General features: G+C 71.3%; 17 protein-coding genes. 3 read left to right on the forward strand and 14 right to left on the reverse strand.

Going from position 1 to position 16,559, the window contains the following annotated elements; all coding sequences use genetic code 11:
* Window positions 1-28: 28 nt before the first annotated feature.
* Both ACWCPF_RS27030 and ACWCPF_RS27035 read right to left on the reverse strand, forming a co-directional pair.
* A complete protein-coding gene (locus ACWCPF_RS27030) occupies window positions 29-634 on the reverse strand; it encodes a YdcF family protein (RefSeq protein WP_451047687.1) in 606 nt (201 codons plus the stop codon).
* A complete protein-coding gene (locus ACWCPF_RS27035; RefSeq protein WP_451047688.1) occupies window positions 631-2,001 on the reverse strand; it encodes a hypothetical protein in 1,371 nt (456 codons plus the stop codon). Before ACWCPF_RS27035 ends, ACWCPF_RS27030 begins: the two co-directional genes overlap by 4 nt.
* 340 nt (window positions 2,002-2,341) lie before the next feature.
* Here ACWCPF_RS27035 and ACWCPF_RS27040 point away from each other — a divergent pair, with 340 nt between their 5' ends.
* Both ACWCPF_RS27040 and ACWCPF_RS27045 read left to right on the forward strand, forming a co-directional pair.
* Window positions 2,342-2,857, forward strand: coding sequence for a DUF6415 family natural product biosynthesis protein (locus ACWCPF_RS27040; protein ID WP_451047689.1), 516 nt, complete (start codon window positions 2,342-2,344; stop codon window positions 2,855-2,857).
* A 92-nt stretch (window positions 2,858-2,949) separates the two neighbouring features.
* Window positions 2,950-3,765, forward strand: coding sequence for an aminoglycoside phosphotransferase (locus ACWCPF_RS27045; RefSeq protein WP_451047690.1), 816 nt, complete (start codon window positions 2,950-2,952; stop codon window positions 3,763-3,765).
* On the opposite strand, the gene ACWCPF_RS27050 is transcribed toward ACWCPF_RS27045, so the two are convergent.
* The 9 genes from ACWCPF_RS27050 to ACWCPF_RS27090 form a co-directional block, all read right to left on the reverse strand.
* The gene (locus tag ACWCPF_RS27050; RefSeq protein ID WP_451047691.1) at window positions 3,755-4,183 is read right to left on the reverse strand and encodes a GtrA family protein; all 429 of its coding nucleotides are present in this window, start codon (window positions 4,181-4,183) and stop codon (window positions 3,755-3,757) included. The two genes, ACWCPF_RS27045 and ACWCPF_RS27050, sit on opposite strands and share 11 nt — an antisense overlap.
* Window positions 4,184-4,339: 156 nt before the next feature.
* Window positions 4,340-5,656, reverse strand: a complete 1,317-nt coding sequence (locus tag ACWCPF_RS27055; protein ID WP_451047692.1) for an NADase-type glycan-binding domain-containing protein — start codon at window positions 5,654-5,656, stop codon at window positions 4,340-4,342.
* A complete protein-coding gene (locus tag ACWCPF_RS27060; protein ID WP_451047693.1) occupies window positions 5,653-6,210 on the reverse strand; it encodes a phage tail protein in 558 nt (185 codons plus the stop codon). Before ACWCPF_RS27060 ends, ACWCPF_RS27055 begins: the two co-directional genes overlap by 4 nt.
* Window positions 6,207-8,165 (reverse strand): putative baseplate assembly protein, encoded by a 1,959-nt coding sequence (locus ACWCPF_RS27065; RefSeq protein ID WP_451047694.1) that lies wholly within the window; start codon window positions 8,163-8,165, stop codon window positions 6,207-6,209. Before ACWCPF_RS27065 ends, ACWCPF_RS27060 begins: the two co-directional genes overlap by 4 nt.
* The gene (locus tag ACWCPF_RS27070; protein ID WP_351905984.1) at window positions 8,165-8,608 is read right to left on the reverse strand and encodes a GPW/gp25 family protein; all 444 of its coding nucleotides are present in this window, start codon (window positions 8,606-8,608) and stop codon (window positions 8,165-8,167) included. The genes ACWCPF_RS27065 and ACWCPF_RS27070 overlap by 1 nt, the downstream gene beginning before the upstream one ends.
* 43 nt (window positions 8,609-8,651) lie before the next feature.
* Window positions 8,652-10,562, reverse strand: coding sequence for a VgrG-related protein (locus ACWCPF_RS27075; RefSeq protein WP_451047695.1), 1,911 nt, complete (start codon window positions 10,560-10,562; stop codon window positions 8,652-8,654).
* On the reverse strand, window positions 10,562-11,287 hold the full coding sequence (locus tag ACWCPF_RS27080; RefSeq protein ID WP_451047696.1) for a CIS tube protein: 726 nt from the start codon (window positions 11,285-11,287) through the stop codon (window positions 10,562-10,564). The genes ACWCPF_RS27075 and ACWCPF_RS27080 overlap by 1 nt, the downstream gene beginning before the upstream one ends.
* 72 nt (window positions 11,288-11,359) lie before the next feature.
* Window positions 11,360-11,785, reverse strand: coding sequence for a phage tail protein (locus ACWCPF_RS27085; protein WP_363169642.1), 426 nt, complete (start codon window positions 11,783-11,785; stop codon window positions 11,360-11,362).
* Window positions 11,786-11,848: 63 nt separating this feature from the next.
* Window positions 11,849-12,742: a hypothetical protein gene (locus ACWCPF_RS27090; RefSeq protein WP_451047697.1), complete on the reverse strand. Its 894-nt coding sequence runs from the start codon at window positions 12,740-12,742 to the stop codon at window positions 11,849-11,851.
* Between the two features lie 1,588 nt (window positions 12,743-14,330).
* Here ACWCPF_RS27090 and ACWCPF_RS27095 point away from each other — a divergent pair.
* Window positions 14,331-14,750, forward strand: a complete 420-nt coding sequence (locus ACWCPF_RS27095) for a hypothetical protein (RefSeq protein WP_451047698.1) — start codon at window positions 14,331-14,333, stop codon at window positions 14,748-14,750.
* A gap of 641 nt (window positions 14,751-15,391) precedes the next feature.
* On the opposite strand, the gene ACWCPF_RS27100 is transcribed toward ACWCPF_RS27095, so the two are convergent.
* From ACWCPF_RS27100 to ACWCPF_RS27110, 3 genes are read right to left on the reverse strand one after another with little or no spacing between them, the layout of a single operon-like run.
* On the reverse strand, window positions 15,392-15,550 hold the full coding sequence (locus ACWCPF_RS27100; RefSeq protein ID WP_020132885.1) for a DUF6760 family protein: 159 nt from the start codon (window positions 15,548-15,550) through the stop codon (window positions 15,392-15,394).
* The gene (locus tag ACWCPF_RS27105; RefSeq protein WP_451047699.1) at window positions 15,547-16,059 is read right to left on the reverse strand and encodes a hypothetical protein; all 513 of its coding nucleotides are present in this window, start codon (window positions 16,057-16,059) and stop codon (window positions 15,547-15,549) included. The genes ACWCPF_RS27100 and ACWCPF_RS27105 overlap by 4 nt, the downstream gene beginning before the upstream one ends.
* Entirely contained in the window at window positions 16,059-16,502 is a 444-nt protein-coding gene (locus ACWCPF_RS27110; protein ID WP_020132887.1) for a phage tail protein, read from the reverse strand. The genes ACWCPF_RS27105 and ACWCPF_RS27110 overlap by 1 nt, the downstream gene beginning before the upstream one ends.
* Window positions 16,503-16,559: the final 57 nt, after the last annotated feature.

Raw genomic sequence — 16,559 nt, forward strand, 5'->3', positions numbered from 1 at the left:
GTGTCGAGGATTGGACCGCGTTTTCAGCTCAGCGCCAAGCGCCGTTGACGCGATATACGCCTTTGAAGCTTCCCTCCGACACGCGTCGGGGAACCTCTTCCCATTCGCGGATCACTCGGCGTCTGCCGTCGGGAATAGCGGGCCAATCGGTGCGACTCACTACCCTGCCCGCATAGACTGGCTCCCAAGAGATGGCGTAGAAGGGGCCGATGCCGGGAACCAGAGTCGCCAGGCAGTGCAGGGTCCGGCGGTGGTACCACTTGCTGATGGCCGTAACTTTCAGTCCTGATTGCAAGGCTTCTTGCAAATAGCCGCGAGAGAATTCTACATTCTGCCATGTGTTGGCAGCCTGCTCCTCGCAGCGGATCGCAGAGTCAGGGACGCCCTGCTTGATCAGGAGATCGTGAAATTTCCGTGCCTCGACAACACCGCTGTGTCGGTTGATTCCTCCGGTTGTGATGATCAGCGGTGCGAGTCCTTTGTGGTATTGCTCCGCTGCAATATCAACCGGCTGTGTCTGGTCTGTTCCGAACAGGAAGTGGGCGGTTGGCTCGTCCTGCGGTGGCGGGGCTTCGATGTCCACGAAGTCCACGATGTCGCGGATCTGGTCCGCAGACAGTTCGCCGCTGCTCATTTCACCCCGGTCAGTCGACTCGTCACTTCTAGATAGCGGGTTCGGTACTCGTCCACTTGTTGTGCGTTGGCGTAGTCGCGTTCGAGTACGCGGCCGAGTTTTCCGGCAAGCGTCAGGGTCGGCCATGCCGGCCGGCTTCCCGCGAGGGCGGTATGTCCGGCGGAGACGGCCTCGTCGAGGTTTCCGGCTCCGGCTTCGGCGAGGCCGAGAATCAGTAGAGCGCGGGCGTAGCTCGACGGATGTTCGCCCCGCTGTCGTGCCTCGGGACGGTAGAGCGTCTGCATTACGCGGTGGGTGGCGGAGACCGCGTCCTCGTGTCTGCCCAACAGCATCAAGGACGTAGCCGTGTACGGGGGATCCTCCCCCAGGGAAATCGAAAAGGGGCCGGTGATTTTCACGTCGGCCGGCAGCCTGGTAATTTCCCGTGCCGCGTAGCGTCTTGCCGTCTCCGTACGATCTGCGTCGCCTGCCAGTGCCGCTGCCCGCATTTCCTGTGTGGCCAGTTTGGCGTGCACCAGGGTTCCCGACGAAGTGCCGGCTTGCCCTTGAGAGGCCAAAGCCACGGACTGGTGAGGTCGTCCCTGGTAGAAGGCGATCAGCGACTTGGTCAGCACGGCCCATCCTGACAGTTCGGGGTGGCCTGCCTCCTGGCTGCGTCGTTCGGCATCGCTGCACCAGATATGCGCCGCCGCATGCGCACCCATGTCACCCGCGGCGATGCCCAGCAGGCAGGAAAGCCAGCCGACGGCCAGCGTGATTTCTGTTCGCTGCCCCGGTGGTGTGGCGGTGTCGAGTAGACGGCTTGCGTATGTCCTGACGGTCAGAAGTTCGTCGTACACGTCGTCCGGGGGCATGGAGTTGATCGTCAAGGTGTAGTGGTCGATCAGTTCACCGAGCGTCAAGGTGAGCATGCTCGCGCTGTCATTGCTCATTGCTTCGAGGGCTTGAACGGCGCGCTGGCCTCGATTCAACTGCGTTGCGGCCGTTGACAGAGCGGCGGCGGCTGTCGCGGAGACGAAGACCCGGCGGTCGATGTTCGCCTCGGCCGTGTCGCTTCTGCCCTCCCATGGACGTGCGGGTAAGCCGAGCATGTAACCGGGGATGCCGAACCCATCTGCCACTCGCTCGATTACTTCACGCCCACGGATTCCCCGGACACCACGGATGATGTCGCTGACCCGAGAACTGGTCATCTTTCCGACAGCCGATGCCATTGCCGCGTGGCTGGATCCGGTACGGCGGTTGACGAGCCGGAAGATGTCCTGGAAGTTCCGGGTGGAACACGCTTGCCGCATGACTTCGCTATTGAGGAGTGCGGCAGGCACTGTCAGCGGATATCCGCTTCGCCGAGTCTCGCGGTCGTCCATGCAGCCACCTAGCGGGAACCGAAGTGATCGCCGTCCAGCGTAGCCCGAGGGATCCGTCGGGGAACCCCGAATGAGCTGGAACGGGGTTCCCCAAACAGGCTTGCGGGGTTCCCCGTTCGCTGTTCTGCGAGGCCCCCGCAAGGAGTGAAGCTCTACTGGGGGCAAGACCCCCGCGACGCGGCGAACGTCCGGGGGCGTGGACCACCTGAGGAAAGCAGGCAGCCATGGCGGACAGTAGTACGCGGCAGCTACCCGGTACGGGACACGGGGTGTGCGCTGACACCGACGCAGGACAGTGGGAATACACGACGTACGCGCCGAAGGGCGAAACGTGTCCGGCTTGCCTGAACTCGATCGAGAGCTTGGAGCGTTGCCGACGGGGCATGCTCGCCCGTCGGGACTCCTCGTCGATCGTCGCCTACTGGCACTCGTCCTGCGCTCCGAAGAGGGCCGCGAGGTGAACGCCGTGGACTTGGAGGCCGATACCCCTTCACAGGCCCAGGACTTCACTGGGATGCGTGCGGCGGCTGCCTGGTTTCTCGGTCAGGTGAGCTTGCCCCGCTATCAGACAGTACGGCTGTTCGCGCAGGACTTCACCGGGCACCTGGAGCAACTGATCCCGAAAGTCGAGCAGTTGGTTGCGGAGCGCACCGAGGACGACGGGCAGGCGATGGTCGCGCTGGTCGCGATCGGTGAGGCCCGGCGGCGGCTCGGTCTCGTGGAGCAGCCAGGGCTCCGTGGAGAGGTGGAGCGCGTGAAGCGGCTCGCGCGTTCGGTGATCGCACTCCGGGGTCACCACGACGCGCTCACCGCACGGACACTGCCGGGCTGCGGTGACGACAACCCGTACAACTGATCAAGCGCTGTGGGGTGGGGGCTTGCGAGTGAGCCGTCGCCCCACGGTGGCCTTCCGCCATTGCCTTTCCTTTCCGTCTCTGGAGCAGACTCGTGGCAACTCATCGACTGGCCGAAATCCCCGCCGCCGTGGTCAAGGAGATCGAGGCGGTTGCCGGGCCTGTGCGGGGGGTGGAGGTGGTCGCTGCCGGGTTCAACAGTGAGATCGCCGCGCGGCTGTTTCTCGATGAGGGGACCGTCTTTGTGAAGGGGCTGCGGCTCGATCATCCTCGGGTCTGGACTCAGCAGCGGGAGGCCGACGTCAACGCGTACACCGGTGGTCTTGCCCCGGTGCTGCGGTGGCGGATCAGGGCAGGGGGGTGGGATCTGCTCGGGTTCGAGGATCTTGGTGGGCGGCATGCCGACTACTCGCCCGGTTCGCCCGACCTGCCGTGCGTTCTGCGGGCCATGGAGCGGCTTGCCTCCGTTGCGACGTCCGTCGACACCGAACTCAAAAGTATGGCTGAGCGGATGAGCTCCTATGTCAGGGATCCGGACGATGCTCGGTTCTTCGAGGGGGACGTCCTGCTGCATACCGACTGGAAGCCTGACAACGTCCTTGTGGTGGACGGGCGGGCCCGGATCGTCGACTGGGCCTGGGCTTCGCGGGGGGCCGGGTGGATCGATCCGGCTCTGTGGGTGATCTGGCTTGTCGCCTCGGGGCATCGGGTTGCGGAGGCGGAGGGGCTTGCCGCGTTGCATCCTGCTTGGGCTGCTGCGCCGGGCTTCCATGTCGATGCCTTCGCGCGGGCTCAGCGGAGGCTCTGGGAGTCGATCGCCGACGGTGACCGGCCGGAGGAGTGGACTCACGGGATGTGCGCGGCGGCTCGGGCCTGGGACGGGTATCGCGGGCGTCGGCTCACGCCGTGAGGGCGAGGGGGGTTCGGAGTCGGAGGGGGGACGCCGGCGTGGGGGGTGCGAAGACGACCAGGCGGAGGAGTAGGAAGCGGGCTATGCCTGCCAGGGCTGAGGCTGAGAGGTAGACCAGCTGTTCCGTCAGCATGGTCGGGGACTGTTCGAGGGCGTGCAGGGTCAGGGTTGCGATGCTTGTCGCCGCGTACGCCGCTGCCGCCGAGCCTGCCGACTGCCAGTGCCGGCGCCAGCCCGCGCGGCCGGTGCGGAACGTGTAGCGGGCGTGGAGCTCCGTGCACAGAAGGGTCGACGCGGCGGTGATCAGGGCGTTTGCCAGGGGCCATGGGACTTGGGTGGCCAGGGCCGGGACCGCCAGGCTGCAGAGGACTCCGGTGCCGCCGCCGAAGACGACGAAGCGGATGAAGGAGGCGAGCATGGCGAGGTCCTTCCGCAGCGGGTCAGCGAGCGCTGAGTTGGTTGCTTAACTTAGGCAACTGTAAAGCTGTTGCTTGAGTTACGCAAGCATTGCCCGTGCGTGAGAAAGCCGGTCGCCTTCCCGCGCTGCGACCGGCTGTCCTCGGCTACCTGTGCGTCACGTCGAGTTCGCGCTCGACCTGCCGAAGAACTCGATCTCGGCTATCGCCACCTGCTTGGTGCCCGAGGCCAGGAACGACGACTCGATCGTGAAGCGGACCTTCGACACCTCGCCGACCCGGAACGAGCGCGGCTGGCCGCCCGCGCTCTGGTCGAGGGTGAGCTGGCGGGTCGTGATCGTGCCGTCCTTCAAGGTGATCGTCGCCTTGATGCGGTGCGGCAGGGCCGACTCGGTGAACTGGTCGGGGCGGGTCGTCGTGCCCGAGGTGATGACCACGTCCAGCAGCCGGATCGGCTGGTCGAAGCTGGCCTCGATCCACTCGCCCTCGCCCGACTGCGCGACGCCCGGGCCCCACCACGTGTTGTTGATCCTGTCGAAGGCCAGCTCGGGCTTGTGTCCCGGATAGGAGCGCGACGCCGCGTACGAGTCCGCGAAGACCGGGGCGCGCTTGGCGAAGTGGTCCTTCGTGGCCTGGATCGCGGCCGGCGTGTTCACCGCCGCCAGGATCACGAGGGTGAGGACCACCGCCGCCACCACCCAGGTGACGATCCGGTCGAACGTACGGCGCAGGCGCGGGCGGTCGCCCGCCCAGTGGGCCTCGCCGTTGCGGTTGAAGAGGCGACGCCACCACGGGAGGCGCTGGGTGGAGCGGTCCTCCAGGGTCATCGGCATCGCGCAGCGCATGCAGTAGTGCCGGTCGGGGTTGTTCGGGGTCGCGCACCAGGGGCAGGCGACGCCGTGCATCTCGCCCTGGACCGGGCCCGGGGCGCGGACCTGCGGGCGGTCCGCGACCGGCCGGCCCGGCAGGACCGGGGCGACCGACGGGGGCGGGGTGGGGCGGGGTTCCGTGTCGGCCACCGGGACGAGGAGGGAGCGGGCTCGGGCCGCCATCGCCTCGTCGTCCGCGGAGGGAGCGGCGGGGGCGGGTGCCGCCTGGGCCGGGGCCGGTGGCGGCGGTGTGGGTTCCTCCGGGGGGATCACCGGGAGGGGAGTCTCCGTCGTGTCCTCGTCGTCCGAGTCGTGGTCGGCGTCCGAGGAGGGGGAGGATGAGGGGGCGTCATCGTCGTCGTGCGGCGCGGGCTCAGGCGATGCCGGTGCGGGTGCGGGTGCCGGCGTCGGCGTCGGCGCCGGTGTGCTGGGGGCCGGGTCTCGGGGCGGGGAGGATGAACCCGTGTCCGCGGTCGCCGTCGGGCTCGTCCTTGCCGGGGTTCGGTCCGTCCGGTCCGTCCAGCTCAGTACGGCCCCGCAGGCGTCGCAGAACGACTGGCCGGGCTCGGCCCGCGTGCCGCACTCGGCGCAGTTCTGGGTGGTCATCTTTCCGGGGTCCTTTCGGCGACGGTCACCTTGACCGTGTACGGCATGTGAGCGGGGCGGGCGGCGGCCACGAGGGCGTCCAGGCGGTGCGCGTCCGCGGGGTGCGGGTCGGGGAGGCGGAGCGTGACGTGCAGGTGGGGGCGGGGCTCGCCGGGGAACGGGCCGAGCGGGCGGGCCGTCCAGCTCGCGCCGCCGCTCTCGGAGATGTCCGGCTCCACGCCGAAGGCCAGGCGGACGGCCTCGGCCAGGCCGCGGCGGGTGCCGCGCACCCGGTGCAGATAGGCGGCGGCCGCGACCGCGGCCCGGAGCCGCTGCTCCGGTTCCGTGCCGTCCGTCTCCGCGCCCACCCAGCCGGTCAGCCAGCGGGTGAAGTCGACCGGGGCGAGAGCCGGGTCGAAGTAGGCGGGCAGGCAGTCCAGGACGTTGAGGATGGGGGCCATGACCTCGTCCAGGCCCGCCACGAAGCGCTGCGCCAGGTCGTCGTCCGCGAAGACGGCGGGCAGCATCGCGCCGATGGGGGTGGACGAGCCGAGGCCGTCGATCGAGCCCCTCATGAGCCGTCCCCGATCACGCGGACCCGGTGGTCGTAGGAGAAGACGAGCGCCGGGGCGGCCAGGTCGATGCGGTCGGTCGCCTCGCCGCGCTTGCCCGTGAGGGGGTCGGCGGGGTGCAGCATGACCTGGTCGACGAGTTCGACGCCCGGGACGCGTTGCAGGACTGCGAAGATCTCGCCCGCCTGCACCGGGCGGCCGAACGGCCAGCCCTTGCCGTCCGCGCCGCCGGTCAGCGGGTCGATGTGGCGGTACAGCGCGTCGTGGGCCTGGCGGCGGACGCGGTCGGTGTCGACGCCGCGGAAGGCGTGGACCGTCGCCACCACGGTGACGCCCTGGTAGTACGGCGGGCCCACCGCCAACCTCGTGCCGATCAGGCGGCGTTCGTCGAGATGGCGGGTGATGCGGTCCAACAGGGAGTCGCCGGGGACCAGTTGTTCGAAGCGGAGGCGGCCGCCGGGGTCCGGGACCGCCTGCGGGACCACCAACACCCGTACGGCGTACGAGCCGTGCTCGTCCGGCTCGCCCTCCAGGCAGGTGATGCGGGCCGTTTCGGGGGCCGCGCGGCGCGCCAGCTCCTCGTAGTCGCGCAGGGTCACCGCCCGCTCCTGGGCGCGGAGCGTGATCGGGGCGCGGAGCTTCGCCTCCTCGACCGTCTCGCCGTCCACGCCGCCGCGCGCGGCCTCGCGGTTGACGACCTCCGAGACGTACGGGACGGAGGTGCGCAGCACCTGGACCGTGCCCCGGGCCACGTTGCCGGCCCGGCCGCCGCCCGTGCGGTAGCGGCGGGCGCGGATGACCGAGCCCTTGGGGGCGACGGCCCCGTACTGCCGGAGCCGGCCGTCGGGTTCGCGGACGGCCGGGCCGAAGGCGATCTCGCCGGTGGCCGCGTCGAGGGTGAGGTGCCGGTCCTCCGGTCCGGAGGCGGCGAAGTGGGGGACGACCTGCCAGTCGATCCAGCCCTCGTGCTCGGCGGTCTGGAGCAGCAGCGGCGGGTCGTCGCCGACCACGGGGGTGTGGACGAGCGCCAGACGCTGGCCGGGCAGGCCCGTCGACTCGCCGAGGGCCTCGTCCTCGACGGTCTCGGCGTGCACGGCGGGGGCGGTGCCGCCGACCGTGAAGACCTCGGCCGAGCGGACGGTCGGGGAGGTGGTGTAGAAGGGCTGGGCGGGCAGGGGCTCGGTGACGCGGCAGCGCAGCCAGCCCGCCTCATGGCCGCCCGAGCGGGACAGCACATGGCCGCCGGGGATGTGCAGGACGACCTCGCCGGGGCGGTTGAGGCCGCCGGTGCCGTCGCGGTCGATCTCGCACTCCTGCCAGCCGTCCTCCGTCCAGGCCTCCCAGACGAGCGGCGGCTGGCGCGGGTCGACGCCGACGCCGTCGACGCGGCTGTCCAGTTCCAGGGCCACCGCGCAGTGCGGGACGGCGGCGCTCAGGCCGAACAGCATGCAGTCGCCGGGCTGCGGGGCCTCCGAGAAGCAGAGCACGTCCTTGGCCTCGGTGAGGTCCGTGGTCCGGTCGGCGACCGGCTGGCCCCGCTGCTGCACGACCAGGTGCTTCAACCACGAGGGCACGACGGTGAGTTCGCGTTCCGTCGCGAACACGACCGCCTCCTCGCTCTCCGTGCGGACCGTCGCCACCTCCGTGCCCACCGGCAGCAGGACCGGCTCCTCCTGCGGCGCGGACAGCCAGAACGTCACCTCCGTGCGCGCGGCGGACGGCGGGAAGAGCCGGATGCCGACCAGGTCCAGGAAGGCCAGATGGTTCTTCTCGGGGACCCGGTTGAGGCGGTAGACGATCTGGTCGGCCATGTGGGCGACCGTCTCGACGAGGGTCACGCCCGGGTCGGAGACGTTGTGGTCGGTCCACTCCGGTGCGCGCTGCTGGATGTAGCGCTTGGCGTCGTCGACGAACTGCTGGAAGCGGCGGTCGTCCAGGTTCGGGGAGGGCAGGGCCATCAGCGGTCGCTTTCGGAAGCCGTACCGGAGGAGCCGGGGAGATCCGGCTCGTCGTGGGACGGAATGACGTAGAACGGGAAGACGAGACTGCGCGGGTTGTTGGTGCCGCGGATCGAGTAGCGGACGTCGATGAAGAGCACGCCCTGTTCGGCGCCGGCCGTGACCTCGACGTCGTTGACCTCGATGCGCGGCTCCCAGCGGTCCAGGCAGGTGTACACCTCGTGCTGGATCCGGCCGGCCGTCGCCTCGTTGACCGGGGCGAAGACCAGGTCGTGGATGGCGCAGCCGTACTCCGGGCGCATCGGGCGCTCGCCCGGGGCGGTGGCGAGGATCAGCCGGATGGCCTCCTCGATCTCGCGTTCGCCGCTGACCATGGCGATGCCACCGGTGGGGCCGATGCGCAGCGGGAACGCCCAGCCCGATCCGACGAATTGCTCGGCCATCAGACGGCCACCTGCCTTCTTCTCTTTCCGTGCATCCGGGTGGTCATGGCAGCGGGTACGGCTTGCTGTTGACCATGACCACGCCCTGGAGCATGAGGGTCGCGGCCCTGATGCCGACGTTGGCGGTGGCGTTGACCTGGACGGTGCCCAGCGAGCTGACCATCGCCGCGCCGGCCGACTTGAGGCTGAGCAGCCCGGCCGAGTCCACCGAGAGCACGCCCGTCAGCGACTTGACGTTGACCGAGCTGCCCCGGATGGTCAGCAGGGCGCCGCTCTTGATGGTGAGGTTGCGGCGCGCGCTGAGCGTGAGGTCGGTGCCGGCCTCGACGGACACCGCGCGGCTGCCCTTGATGCTGACCGTGCCCTTGCTGTCGATGGTGATCTCGGTCTTCGTCCGGTCCAGGTTGATGACGAGCCGGTCGTCGCCGGAGGTGACCCGGACGCCCTGCTTGCGGCCGCCGGTGGTCTGGCTGAGCAGGTCGACGCGGTTGCCGTCGCGGTCGGACAGCGTGTGCCGGACGGCGCGCCGCCGGGCCCCGTCGTGCAGCGGCACGTCCTTGACCGGGGTCGGCTGGTCCTTGCCGTTGTAGAGGCCGCCGATGACGTACGGGTGGTCGAGCGCGCCCCGGTCGAAGGCGACCAGCACCTCGTCGCCGACGTCGAGCGGGAAGATGGAGCCGCCGGCCTTGCCGCCCCACTGCACGACCCGCGTCCAGTCGCTGATGTAGAGGTCGTCGAGCCAGGGGAACTGGAGCTTCACCCTGCCCTGCTTGAGCGGGTCCTGGACGTCCGTGACCAGCGCGTTGGTCGTGCCGGGGAGGTTCAGGCCGTTTGCCGCGCCGCCTCCCCCGCCGCCGGAGGTCAGCCCGAACAGCGACCGCCACTGCCGTCCGCTGACGGTGACCCAGGCCTCGTAGTGCTTGCCGTCGCCGAACACATGCCGCACGGACGTCGCGGTGTACTTGCCCTCGAAGGGCGCGCCGACGTCCGCGAGGGTGACGGGCAGGCCCGGGCGGAGCTTCGGGGTGCCGCGCGCGACGACCTCCAGCTCGGCGAACGAGCCGGTGACGTCGTCGGCGAGCGCCTCGGCGGCGAACTTCACCTCCGACTGCCGGTCGTACGGTGTCTGCGCGTCGACCAGCTTGGCCGGTTTGAACTTGGCGGCGGCCTCGCCGGGGGTCGTCCCGATGCTGATGCCCGGGTTGGTCTTCGCGGGCGCGGTCGCGGTGAGCTTCTTCTTCGTCGTGACGTCCCAGCCGCGCGCCTCGACGGTGCCGACCTGCTCGGCGGCGGCGACGGCGGCCCGCAGCCGCAGGATGTCGGTGCCCGCCTCCAGGACGAACGGGCTCTTCTCGCCCGGGGTGGAGGTGGGCGGCGCGCCCGAGGCCGGGTCGGGCTTTTGGAACTGGAACTTCCCCTTGGAGTCCACCGACATGACCATCTCGTTCTCGTCGGCGAGCCGGGCCAGGAAGTCCCAGTCCGTGACGTTGGCCTGGCTGATGAACTCGTAGACGGTCTTGGTCGACTGGATCTTCCCGACCGGGACGCCGGCCTGCGCGGCCAGCTTGCGGGCGATGTCCGAGGCGCTCTGGTTGCGGTACGCGGCGACCCGGCGCTGACGCATCAGCCGGTGGCCGAAGTCGTAGCCCCGGATCACGGTGAAGGTGCCGGTGCCGTCGTAGTCCGCCTCCAGGCCGCAGACCTCGCCCGTCAGGAGCGGGTCGGCCGCGCCCTTGCCGTCCGCGATCGGCGCGAGGACCACCGGCGTGCCGAACTTGACGCCCAGTTTGCCCAGGACCAGGCGGTACGGGTCGCGGAACGTCAGCCGGAAGGCGGCCGGCACGCCGAGACCCTGGTCCACCCAGCCCTCGACGAGCAGCGGCGCGAAGTCGACGGGCAGGGGGCTGCCGCCCAGCGTGACCTGGATGACGCTGGAGAACGCGGACTGGACCACTAGTAGCGCACCTCCTCGGCGGCCGGCATGACGAGCTCGATGCCGGTCGGCAGCCGGGAGGGGTCGTCGATGCCGTTGACCTCGGCGATCGACCGCCAGGCGGACGCGTCGCCGTACTCGCGCCAGGCGAGCGACTGGAGCGAGTCGCCGGCGACGACGCGGTGCACGCGCTGGGCGGTGAGCGCGCCCGAGGTCGGGTTCTGGCCCTTCGTCTTGCTCGGGATCTCGTGCAGCCGCACCTGCGCCGTGGCCCGGATCGGGACACCGGTCGTGCCGAACAGCGAGTACGTGACGTCGATGCTGCTCACGTAGGCGGTGAAGCGGGCCGTCGAGAACGAACCCCACTGGAACACCACCCACGGCGGCGAGGGCTGCTTGGCGGCGATGCTCTTCGTCGTCACCTCACAGCACTCCAGCAGCGACTCGACCTTCTTCAGGACGGTGTTGCTGCCGGGCTGGTCGGAGGAGTCCAGGAAGATGTCCAAGGTCAACTGGCGCGGTTCCGGACCCATGAACTCCGGTACGGAGCCGTCGCGGACGGCCGCGGTCGGCGTGACCTTCCACTGGGCCTTGCGGCCGAGCTGCAACTGCGCCGGGTTGAAGTCGAACCCGAACGACTTGATCAGCCCGCCGGGCGTCGTGCTGGTGCCCACCGGCGGTTCGTGGATCGCGAGGGTGGCACGGACCAGGCTCTTGCCGGCACCGCCTTTGCTCCCCTTGGCCATGGCCTGTCACTCCCTGCTGCTGCCTTGTGCTGGTCGTCGTGCGCGTTGTGGTCGTCCTGCTCGCCCTGGTCGTCAGTCGGTGAAGCCGTGGTGGGTGATCTCCAGGACCTCCGTCGCCACGCCCGGGCTGTCCGGGTTGAGCGACGGCCCCTGCCAGCTGACCGGCAGCACATCGATCAGGCCCCACCGGGCGACCTCGGAGCCGTCCGCGCGCAGGGCCGCGATCTGGGCGGTCGGCCGGGTCACCCCGGTGGTGATCGACGAGATCCACTTGGCGACCTTGGCGGTGTCCGGCGTGAGGGGCCGGGTCAGCCGGATGTTGGAGAACGTGACACGGGACGGCAGCGCCCAGACGAAGCCGTTGTTCCCGCCCTCCTGGCGGTGCTCGATCTCCACCTGGGACGAGAGTCCCTCACACCCGTTGAAGTAGCCGAGGCTCTCGCCGTCGATGGTCAGGGTGAAGAAGATGGTGGAGCCCGGGTCGAGATCGGAGGGCATCGGAGCCGCCTGGCCTTTCTGGGAGTGCGGAGGACGAGTGGGGGAGGGAGGAGCGCGTGTCGGTCAGCGGCGGGGGTCGCGGAGCCTGCCGATCCGTTCGCGGTCGAGTCGCAGTTCGGTGCGCAGGAGCCGGGTGATACGCCCGGTCAGACGGTGCGTCAGCTCGTCGAGCTGGAAGTCGGTGAGCGAGCGGGGGTCGAACCCCGGCTGCGGTGCGGCGTGCGAGGAGCTCTGGGAGCCGGAGGTGACGGCACGGGGGGGCTTCGGCGCCCCGGCGGGCGGCGCGGGCCGGGCGGCCGGGAGGTTGGGAAGGGCCGCGGCACGTCGCTGGATCGTGGGGGGAGGGGGGAGGGGCAGGGGCAGCGGGAGGGGGGCAGCGGCGGTGGCCGGGGCGGCGGGCTGAGCCGGCGGCAGGGGGGTGATGCTCGGCAGGGGGGTGGCGGTGGCCGCGGGCGTGGGGTAAGGGCGGGCCACCGGGAGGCCTGCGGGCGCGCCGGGCGTGGGCCGGCGGAGCGGCACGGGCGGCGCGGCGGCCGCGTGGCGCTGCACCACGGGGGTGGAGAAGAGGGGGGTCGGGGGCTTGGCGGTCGTTGTCGTCGTCGGGCGGACTGCGCGGGTGACGGGGGGCAGGGGGGAAGTGGTCGTCGGTGTCGCCGGGGTGGGCAGCGGCGGGGCTGCTGGGGCGTGAGGGGGCGGGGGTGGTGCGGTGGTGCGTTGTACGGCGGGGGACGTCGTCGTCGTACGCGGGGCGACGCTCGGTGCGTCGAGCGGCTTGGCGTCGGCGGGGCGGGCGGCGAGGGGGCTGCCCAGTGCGGGGCGCGCGGGCGCGGGCGCGGGGCGGGAGGACGGCGCGGGGGGCGTCGTCGGTGCCGCGGTGCGCTGTATGGGGGCGCCGAGGGGGGTGGAGCGCTGGAGCGGCTCCGACTGCGGACGCGGGATGCCCGGGGTTGCGGGCACGGGGGCGTTGGACGGTGTCGTCGTCGGACGCGGTCGGTCCGCGGGGAGGCTCGTGGGGGCGCCGAGGCCTGCGCGAGGTCGGGGGCTTGCCGGGCCGGCGCCGACCGCCCGTTGGACGCTCGTCGTGGACGACGGTGACGAGGAACCGGCGGCGGGGGTGGGGGAGTTGGGGGCCGGGCGCGTGGGGGTCACCGGGCCGGGGGGCGTCGGCGTCTCAACGCCCGCGGCGACGGGGTGGGTGAGGCTGACCGGTATGACCGGGGCGGGCGGTGTGGTTGCGCTGGGGGCCGTCGCTGCGCGCTGCACGTTTGGGGTCGAGGTCGAGGAGCTGGCTGCTGTCCGCTGCACGGAAGGGGACGGCGTCCGATCGGTGTGGCTGGAGACCGGGCGCGGGGCCAGGCCCGAGGCCGGGTCGGGTGCCGTTGCCGTGCGCTGCACGGAGGGGGACGGCGTCCGATTGGCGTCGCTGGTCGCCGGAGCCTGGGCTGAGGTCAGGCTCGAGGTCGGGACCGGTGCCGTTGCCGGCCGTTGTGCGGCGGGGGACGGCGTCCGAACAGCTTCACCGGAGGTCGGGTCCGAGTGGGGGGCCGAGGTCGGGCGAGGGGCTGTCGCTGCGCGTTGTACGGACGGAGGCGTGACCGGGGTCGGGGCCGGGGTCGGGTGCGGTGTCGTCGCCGCGCGTTGAACCGCTGGGGCCGACGTCCGACCGCTGTCGCCCGAGGGCGAGCTGAGGCGCGGGGCCGTTGCCGGGGTGGCGTCTGCGCTGCGCGCGGGAACGGAGCCGGAAGTGCGGGCGGCCGACGACCCGGTGTGGGTGTCGGCGGGGGCGGGGCGTGTGCTCACGGGGTGAGGTGCGGCTGGGGCAGGCGTCGGCGGCGGCGATGCCGTCCGCTCCGGGACGGCCCGCTGCACGCTGGGTGCGGTGTTCGCCGCAAGGGAGCGCGCCGGGGCGGCGGGCGGAAGCGGCGCCGTTCTCGATGTCCGCGGAGACGGGGAACCTCCCGGCGGAGGGGGCGAGGCGACCGTGGCGGGCCGGGCGGGGCCGGTCGGCACGGCGGGCGTCGCACCGCCGGCTACCGGCGACGGACCGGCGTCACCCGCGACCGGCACCGCACGCTGCACTCGGACCGGCGTCGGACGCGACTCGCTGGCCACGGCCTGCTCGTGGCGGGCTTCCGCCCGCTGGATGCCGATCGGTTGCGTGCCGGGTGCCGCGGGCGTGTTCGGTGCCGGGGCCGGACGGGAGGGGTCGGGCACGGCTTGTTCGTGGTGGGGTGTCGCTCGCTGGATGCCGATCGGTTGCGCGTCGGATGCCGCGGACGTGATCGGGGTCGGGCCGGAGACGTCACGTACGGCCTGTGCGTGGTGGGGTGTCGCTCGCTGGAGTCCGATCGGCTGCGTTCCGGGTGCCGCGGGCGTGTTCGGTGCCGGGGCCGGACGGGAGGCGTCTGGCAGGGCCTGTTCGTGGCGGGGTGTCGCTCGCTGGAGTCCGATCGGCTGCGTTCCGGGTGCCGCGGACGTGTTCGGTGCCGGGGCCGGACGGGAGGCGTCGGGCAGCGCCTGTTCGTGGCGGGGTGTCGCCCGCTGGATGCCGATCGGTTGCACACCCGACGTCGTAGACGTGATCGGGGCCGGGGCCAAGGACGGTGTGCCGCTCGCCTTCGGCGGTGTTGGTGCCGCTGCGGTCGACGAGGCCGAGGGGGCGGCCGGTCGTGGGCCCGGCGCGGGTTCCTTGGCCGGCGGGGTGCCTCCGGCGTCGGTGTCCGTACCCCGGCCGGAGGCCTGCGCGGGTGCGGGCGTCGGCCGGGCGGGCAGCGTGCGGCGCTGCACCGGTGCCGAAACGGACCGGGTCAACGGGGCCGAAGCCGGTGCCGTCGCCGGGCCGGGGCTCGCCGGGGACACCCGGATGCCCCGCGTCGGAAAGGCGCCGGGCGCGGGAGCCGCGGGCGTCGCCGATCGCGCCGTCACCACAGGCACCGCGGGCGCGGCGGCGGCAACCGGCGCCTGAGCCGGAACCGAAGCAGGAGCCGCTGCCGAAACAGGAGCCGCTGCCGGAGCGGGAACCGGAACCGAAGCAGGAACAGGAGCCGCCGCCGGAACACGAGCCGCTGCCGGAGCGGGAACCGGAACCGGAACCGAGGCCGGAACGGGAACCGGGGCTTGTGGCGTCGGGGCCGAAGTCGTCGTCGGTATCCCGACCGGGGGAGTGGGAGGAACCACCCGCTGCAGAGGCGTGGCCCGAGGCGGCGCAGCCATCCGCTGGGGCTGCTCGACCGGCGGAGCCACCCGCAGGCTGCTCATCCGGCCGCCCGGCCCCGCGTCCAGTACCGCGGGGGAGCCGGTGGCGGTGAAGGAGGGGTTCTGCCAGGTGGCCAGTCGGCCGCCGAAACCGGCGTCGGCGACCCCCGACGTGCCCCCGGCCGCCGTCCGCTGGATGGGCGGCAGCGACGGCCACGCGGCCGCGACGACGCGCGGCGCCGAAGCCGAGGCCGACGTCGCAGCCGGTGCCGGTGTCGGTGTCGGTGCCGTATCCGTCCCGCCGCCCGCCGGGGCCGTCATCGGAGCCGTCGTCGACGGTCCGCCCGAGCCGTCTGCGCGCGCCTCGCGCGCTTCGCGTCCGCCCCGCAGCCGTTCCAGGAACCCCATGCCTCAGCCCTCCGCCCCGCCCCGGGTCACCAGGGACGCGATCTGGTCGGCGTAACGGCGCCGGTCGTGGTGTTCCAGGTCCAGGATCTCGTCCTGGCCCCAGTGGAAGTGGTAGGCGACGTACGCGATCTCCTCGTGCAGCCGGTCGGTCGCGTACGTCACGATTCCCCCAGGCGGCTCCCGCCGAGTTCCACCTCGAAGGGTTCCGAGCAGTGGGGGCACTGCACCGAGGCGCGGGTGTGCCCCTCGGCGTTGATCTGGCGGTAGAAGTCCTGGAGGAACGCCAGGTCGGAGGCGAACATGCTCTCCACGACGCCGTCGTGGACCAGCGCGAGGCTGCCGAGCCGGGTGATGACCCGGCCCAGCAGCACGACCGACAGATACGCCGGGTTCTCCTGGACGCGGATGTCGCGGAGCGGGACGAGTTCGTCCCGTGCCGTCGCCAGCCGCATCACGCCGTCGCGGTGGACCGTGCCCGCCTCGTCGACGTAACCGCGCGGGAGTTCGAAGGGGAACTCCGTCTGGAGCCGGTACGCCGGAGGAGCGGGCGCCGGGGCAGCGGCGGGAGCCGCCTGACCTGCGAAGGGGGATTCGGGCACGGCGGTCGCGGGCGGGAGCGCCTCATGCGGCTCCCCGCTCGCCGCCGCCGCCCGGACAGCCGTACGCCGCATTACTCGATGACCAGTTCTTCGAACGTGATCGTCACGGTCTCGGTCAGCGCGGAGGCCTCGCCGGCCTTCACCGAGCTGGTGTCGATCTTGCTGCACCAGGCGTTGCGCATGTTGTACCGCTTGACCGGGTTGTTCTGGTAGTCCATCACCATGATCGTGGCGTTCTTGCGGGCGGTGCCCATCACGCCGTTGATCGACTCGGTGATCCACTGGTTGAACGCCGCGGACTGGGTCATACCGCGCACGACCGTGCAGGTGCCCGCCTTCTTGACGCCGGGCAGCTTCTTGGTGACCGGCTTGCCCTGCGCGGAGACCTGCTGGTACTCGATGACGTCCTGTTCGAGGCTGAGGCCGCTGACCTCGGCGAGGTACTCGACCATCACGCCGTCGATCTGCAGGCCGAAATTGTGTGAAGTAAGGGCGTCACCCGGCTGGAGACTCATCTGGCTTTCCTTCTAAGTGATCTGAGGGAGTGGAGGAGAGGGAACGGATGCGGAGGC

The organism is Streptomyces sp. NPDC001858, assembly GCF_053594615.1.

Excerpts from the sequence above, each read along its gene's own strand:
- ACWCPF_RS27050 (WP_451047691.1), bottom strand. The coding sequence starts at position 4,183 with ATGCTCGCCTCCTTCATCCGCTTCGTCGTCTTCGGCGGCGGCACCGGA.
- ACWCPF_RS27110 (WP_020132887.1), bottom strand. The coding sequence starts at position 16,502 with ATGAGTCTCCAGCCGGGTGACGCCCTTACTTCACACAATTTCGGCCTG.
- ACWCPF_RS27065 (WP_451047694.1), bottom strand. The coding sequence starts at position 8,165 with ATGGCCCTGCCCTCCCCGAACCTGGACGACCGCCGCTTCCAGCAGTTC.
- ACWCPF_RS27080 (WP_451047696.1), bottom strand. The coding sequence starts at position 11,287 with ATGGCCAAGGGGAGCAAAGGCGGTGCCGGCAAGAGCCTGGTCCGTGCC.
- ACWCPF_RS27105 (WP_451047699.1), bottom strand. The coding sequence starts at position 16,059 with ATGCGGCGTACGGCTGTCCGGGCGGCGGCGGCGAGCGGGGAGCCGCAT.
- ACWCPF_RS27070 (WP_351905984.1), bottom strand. The coding sequence starts at position 8,608 with ATGGCCGAGCAATTCGTCGGATCGGGCTGGGCGTTCCCGCTGCGCATC.
- ACWCPF_RS27060 (WP_451047693.1), bottom strand. The coding sequence starts at position 6,210 with ATGAGGGGCTCGATCGACGGCCTCGGCTCGTCCACCCCCATCGGCGCG.
- ACWCPF_RS27085 (WP_363169642.1), bottom strand. The coding sequence starts at position 11,785 with ATGCCCTCCGATCTCGACCCGGGCTCCACCATCTTCTTCACCCTGACC.
- ACWCPF_RS27035 (WP_451047688.1), bottom strand. The coding sequence starts at position 2,001 with ATGGACGACCGCGAGACTCGGCGAAGCGGATATCCGCTGACAGTGCCT.
- ACWCPF_RS27095 (WP_451047698.1), top strand. The coding sequence starts at position 14,331 with ATGCCGATCGGTTGCACACCCGACGTCGTAGACGTGATCGGGGCCGGG.
- ACWCPF_RS27030 (WP_451047687.1), bottom strand. The coding sequence starts at position 634 with ATGAGCAGCGGCGAACTGTCTGCGGACCAGATCCGCGACATCGTGGAC.
- ACWCPF_RS27055 (WP_451047692.1), bottom strand. The coding sequence starts at position 5,656 with ATGACCACCCAGAACTGCGCCGAGTGCGGCACGCGGGCCGAGCCCGGC.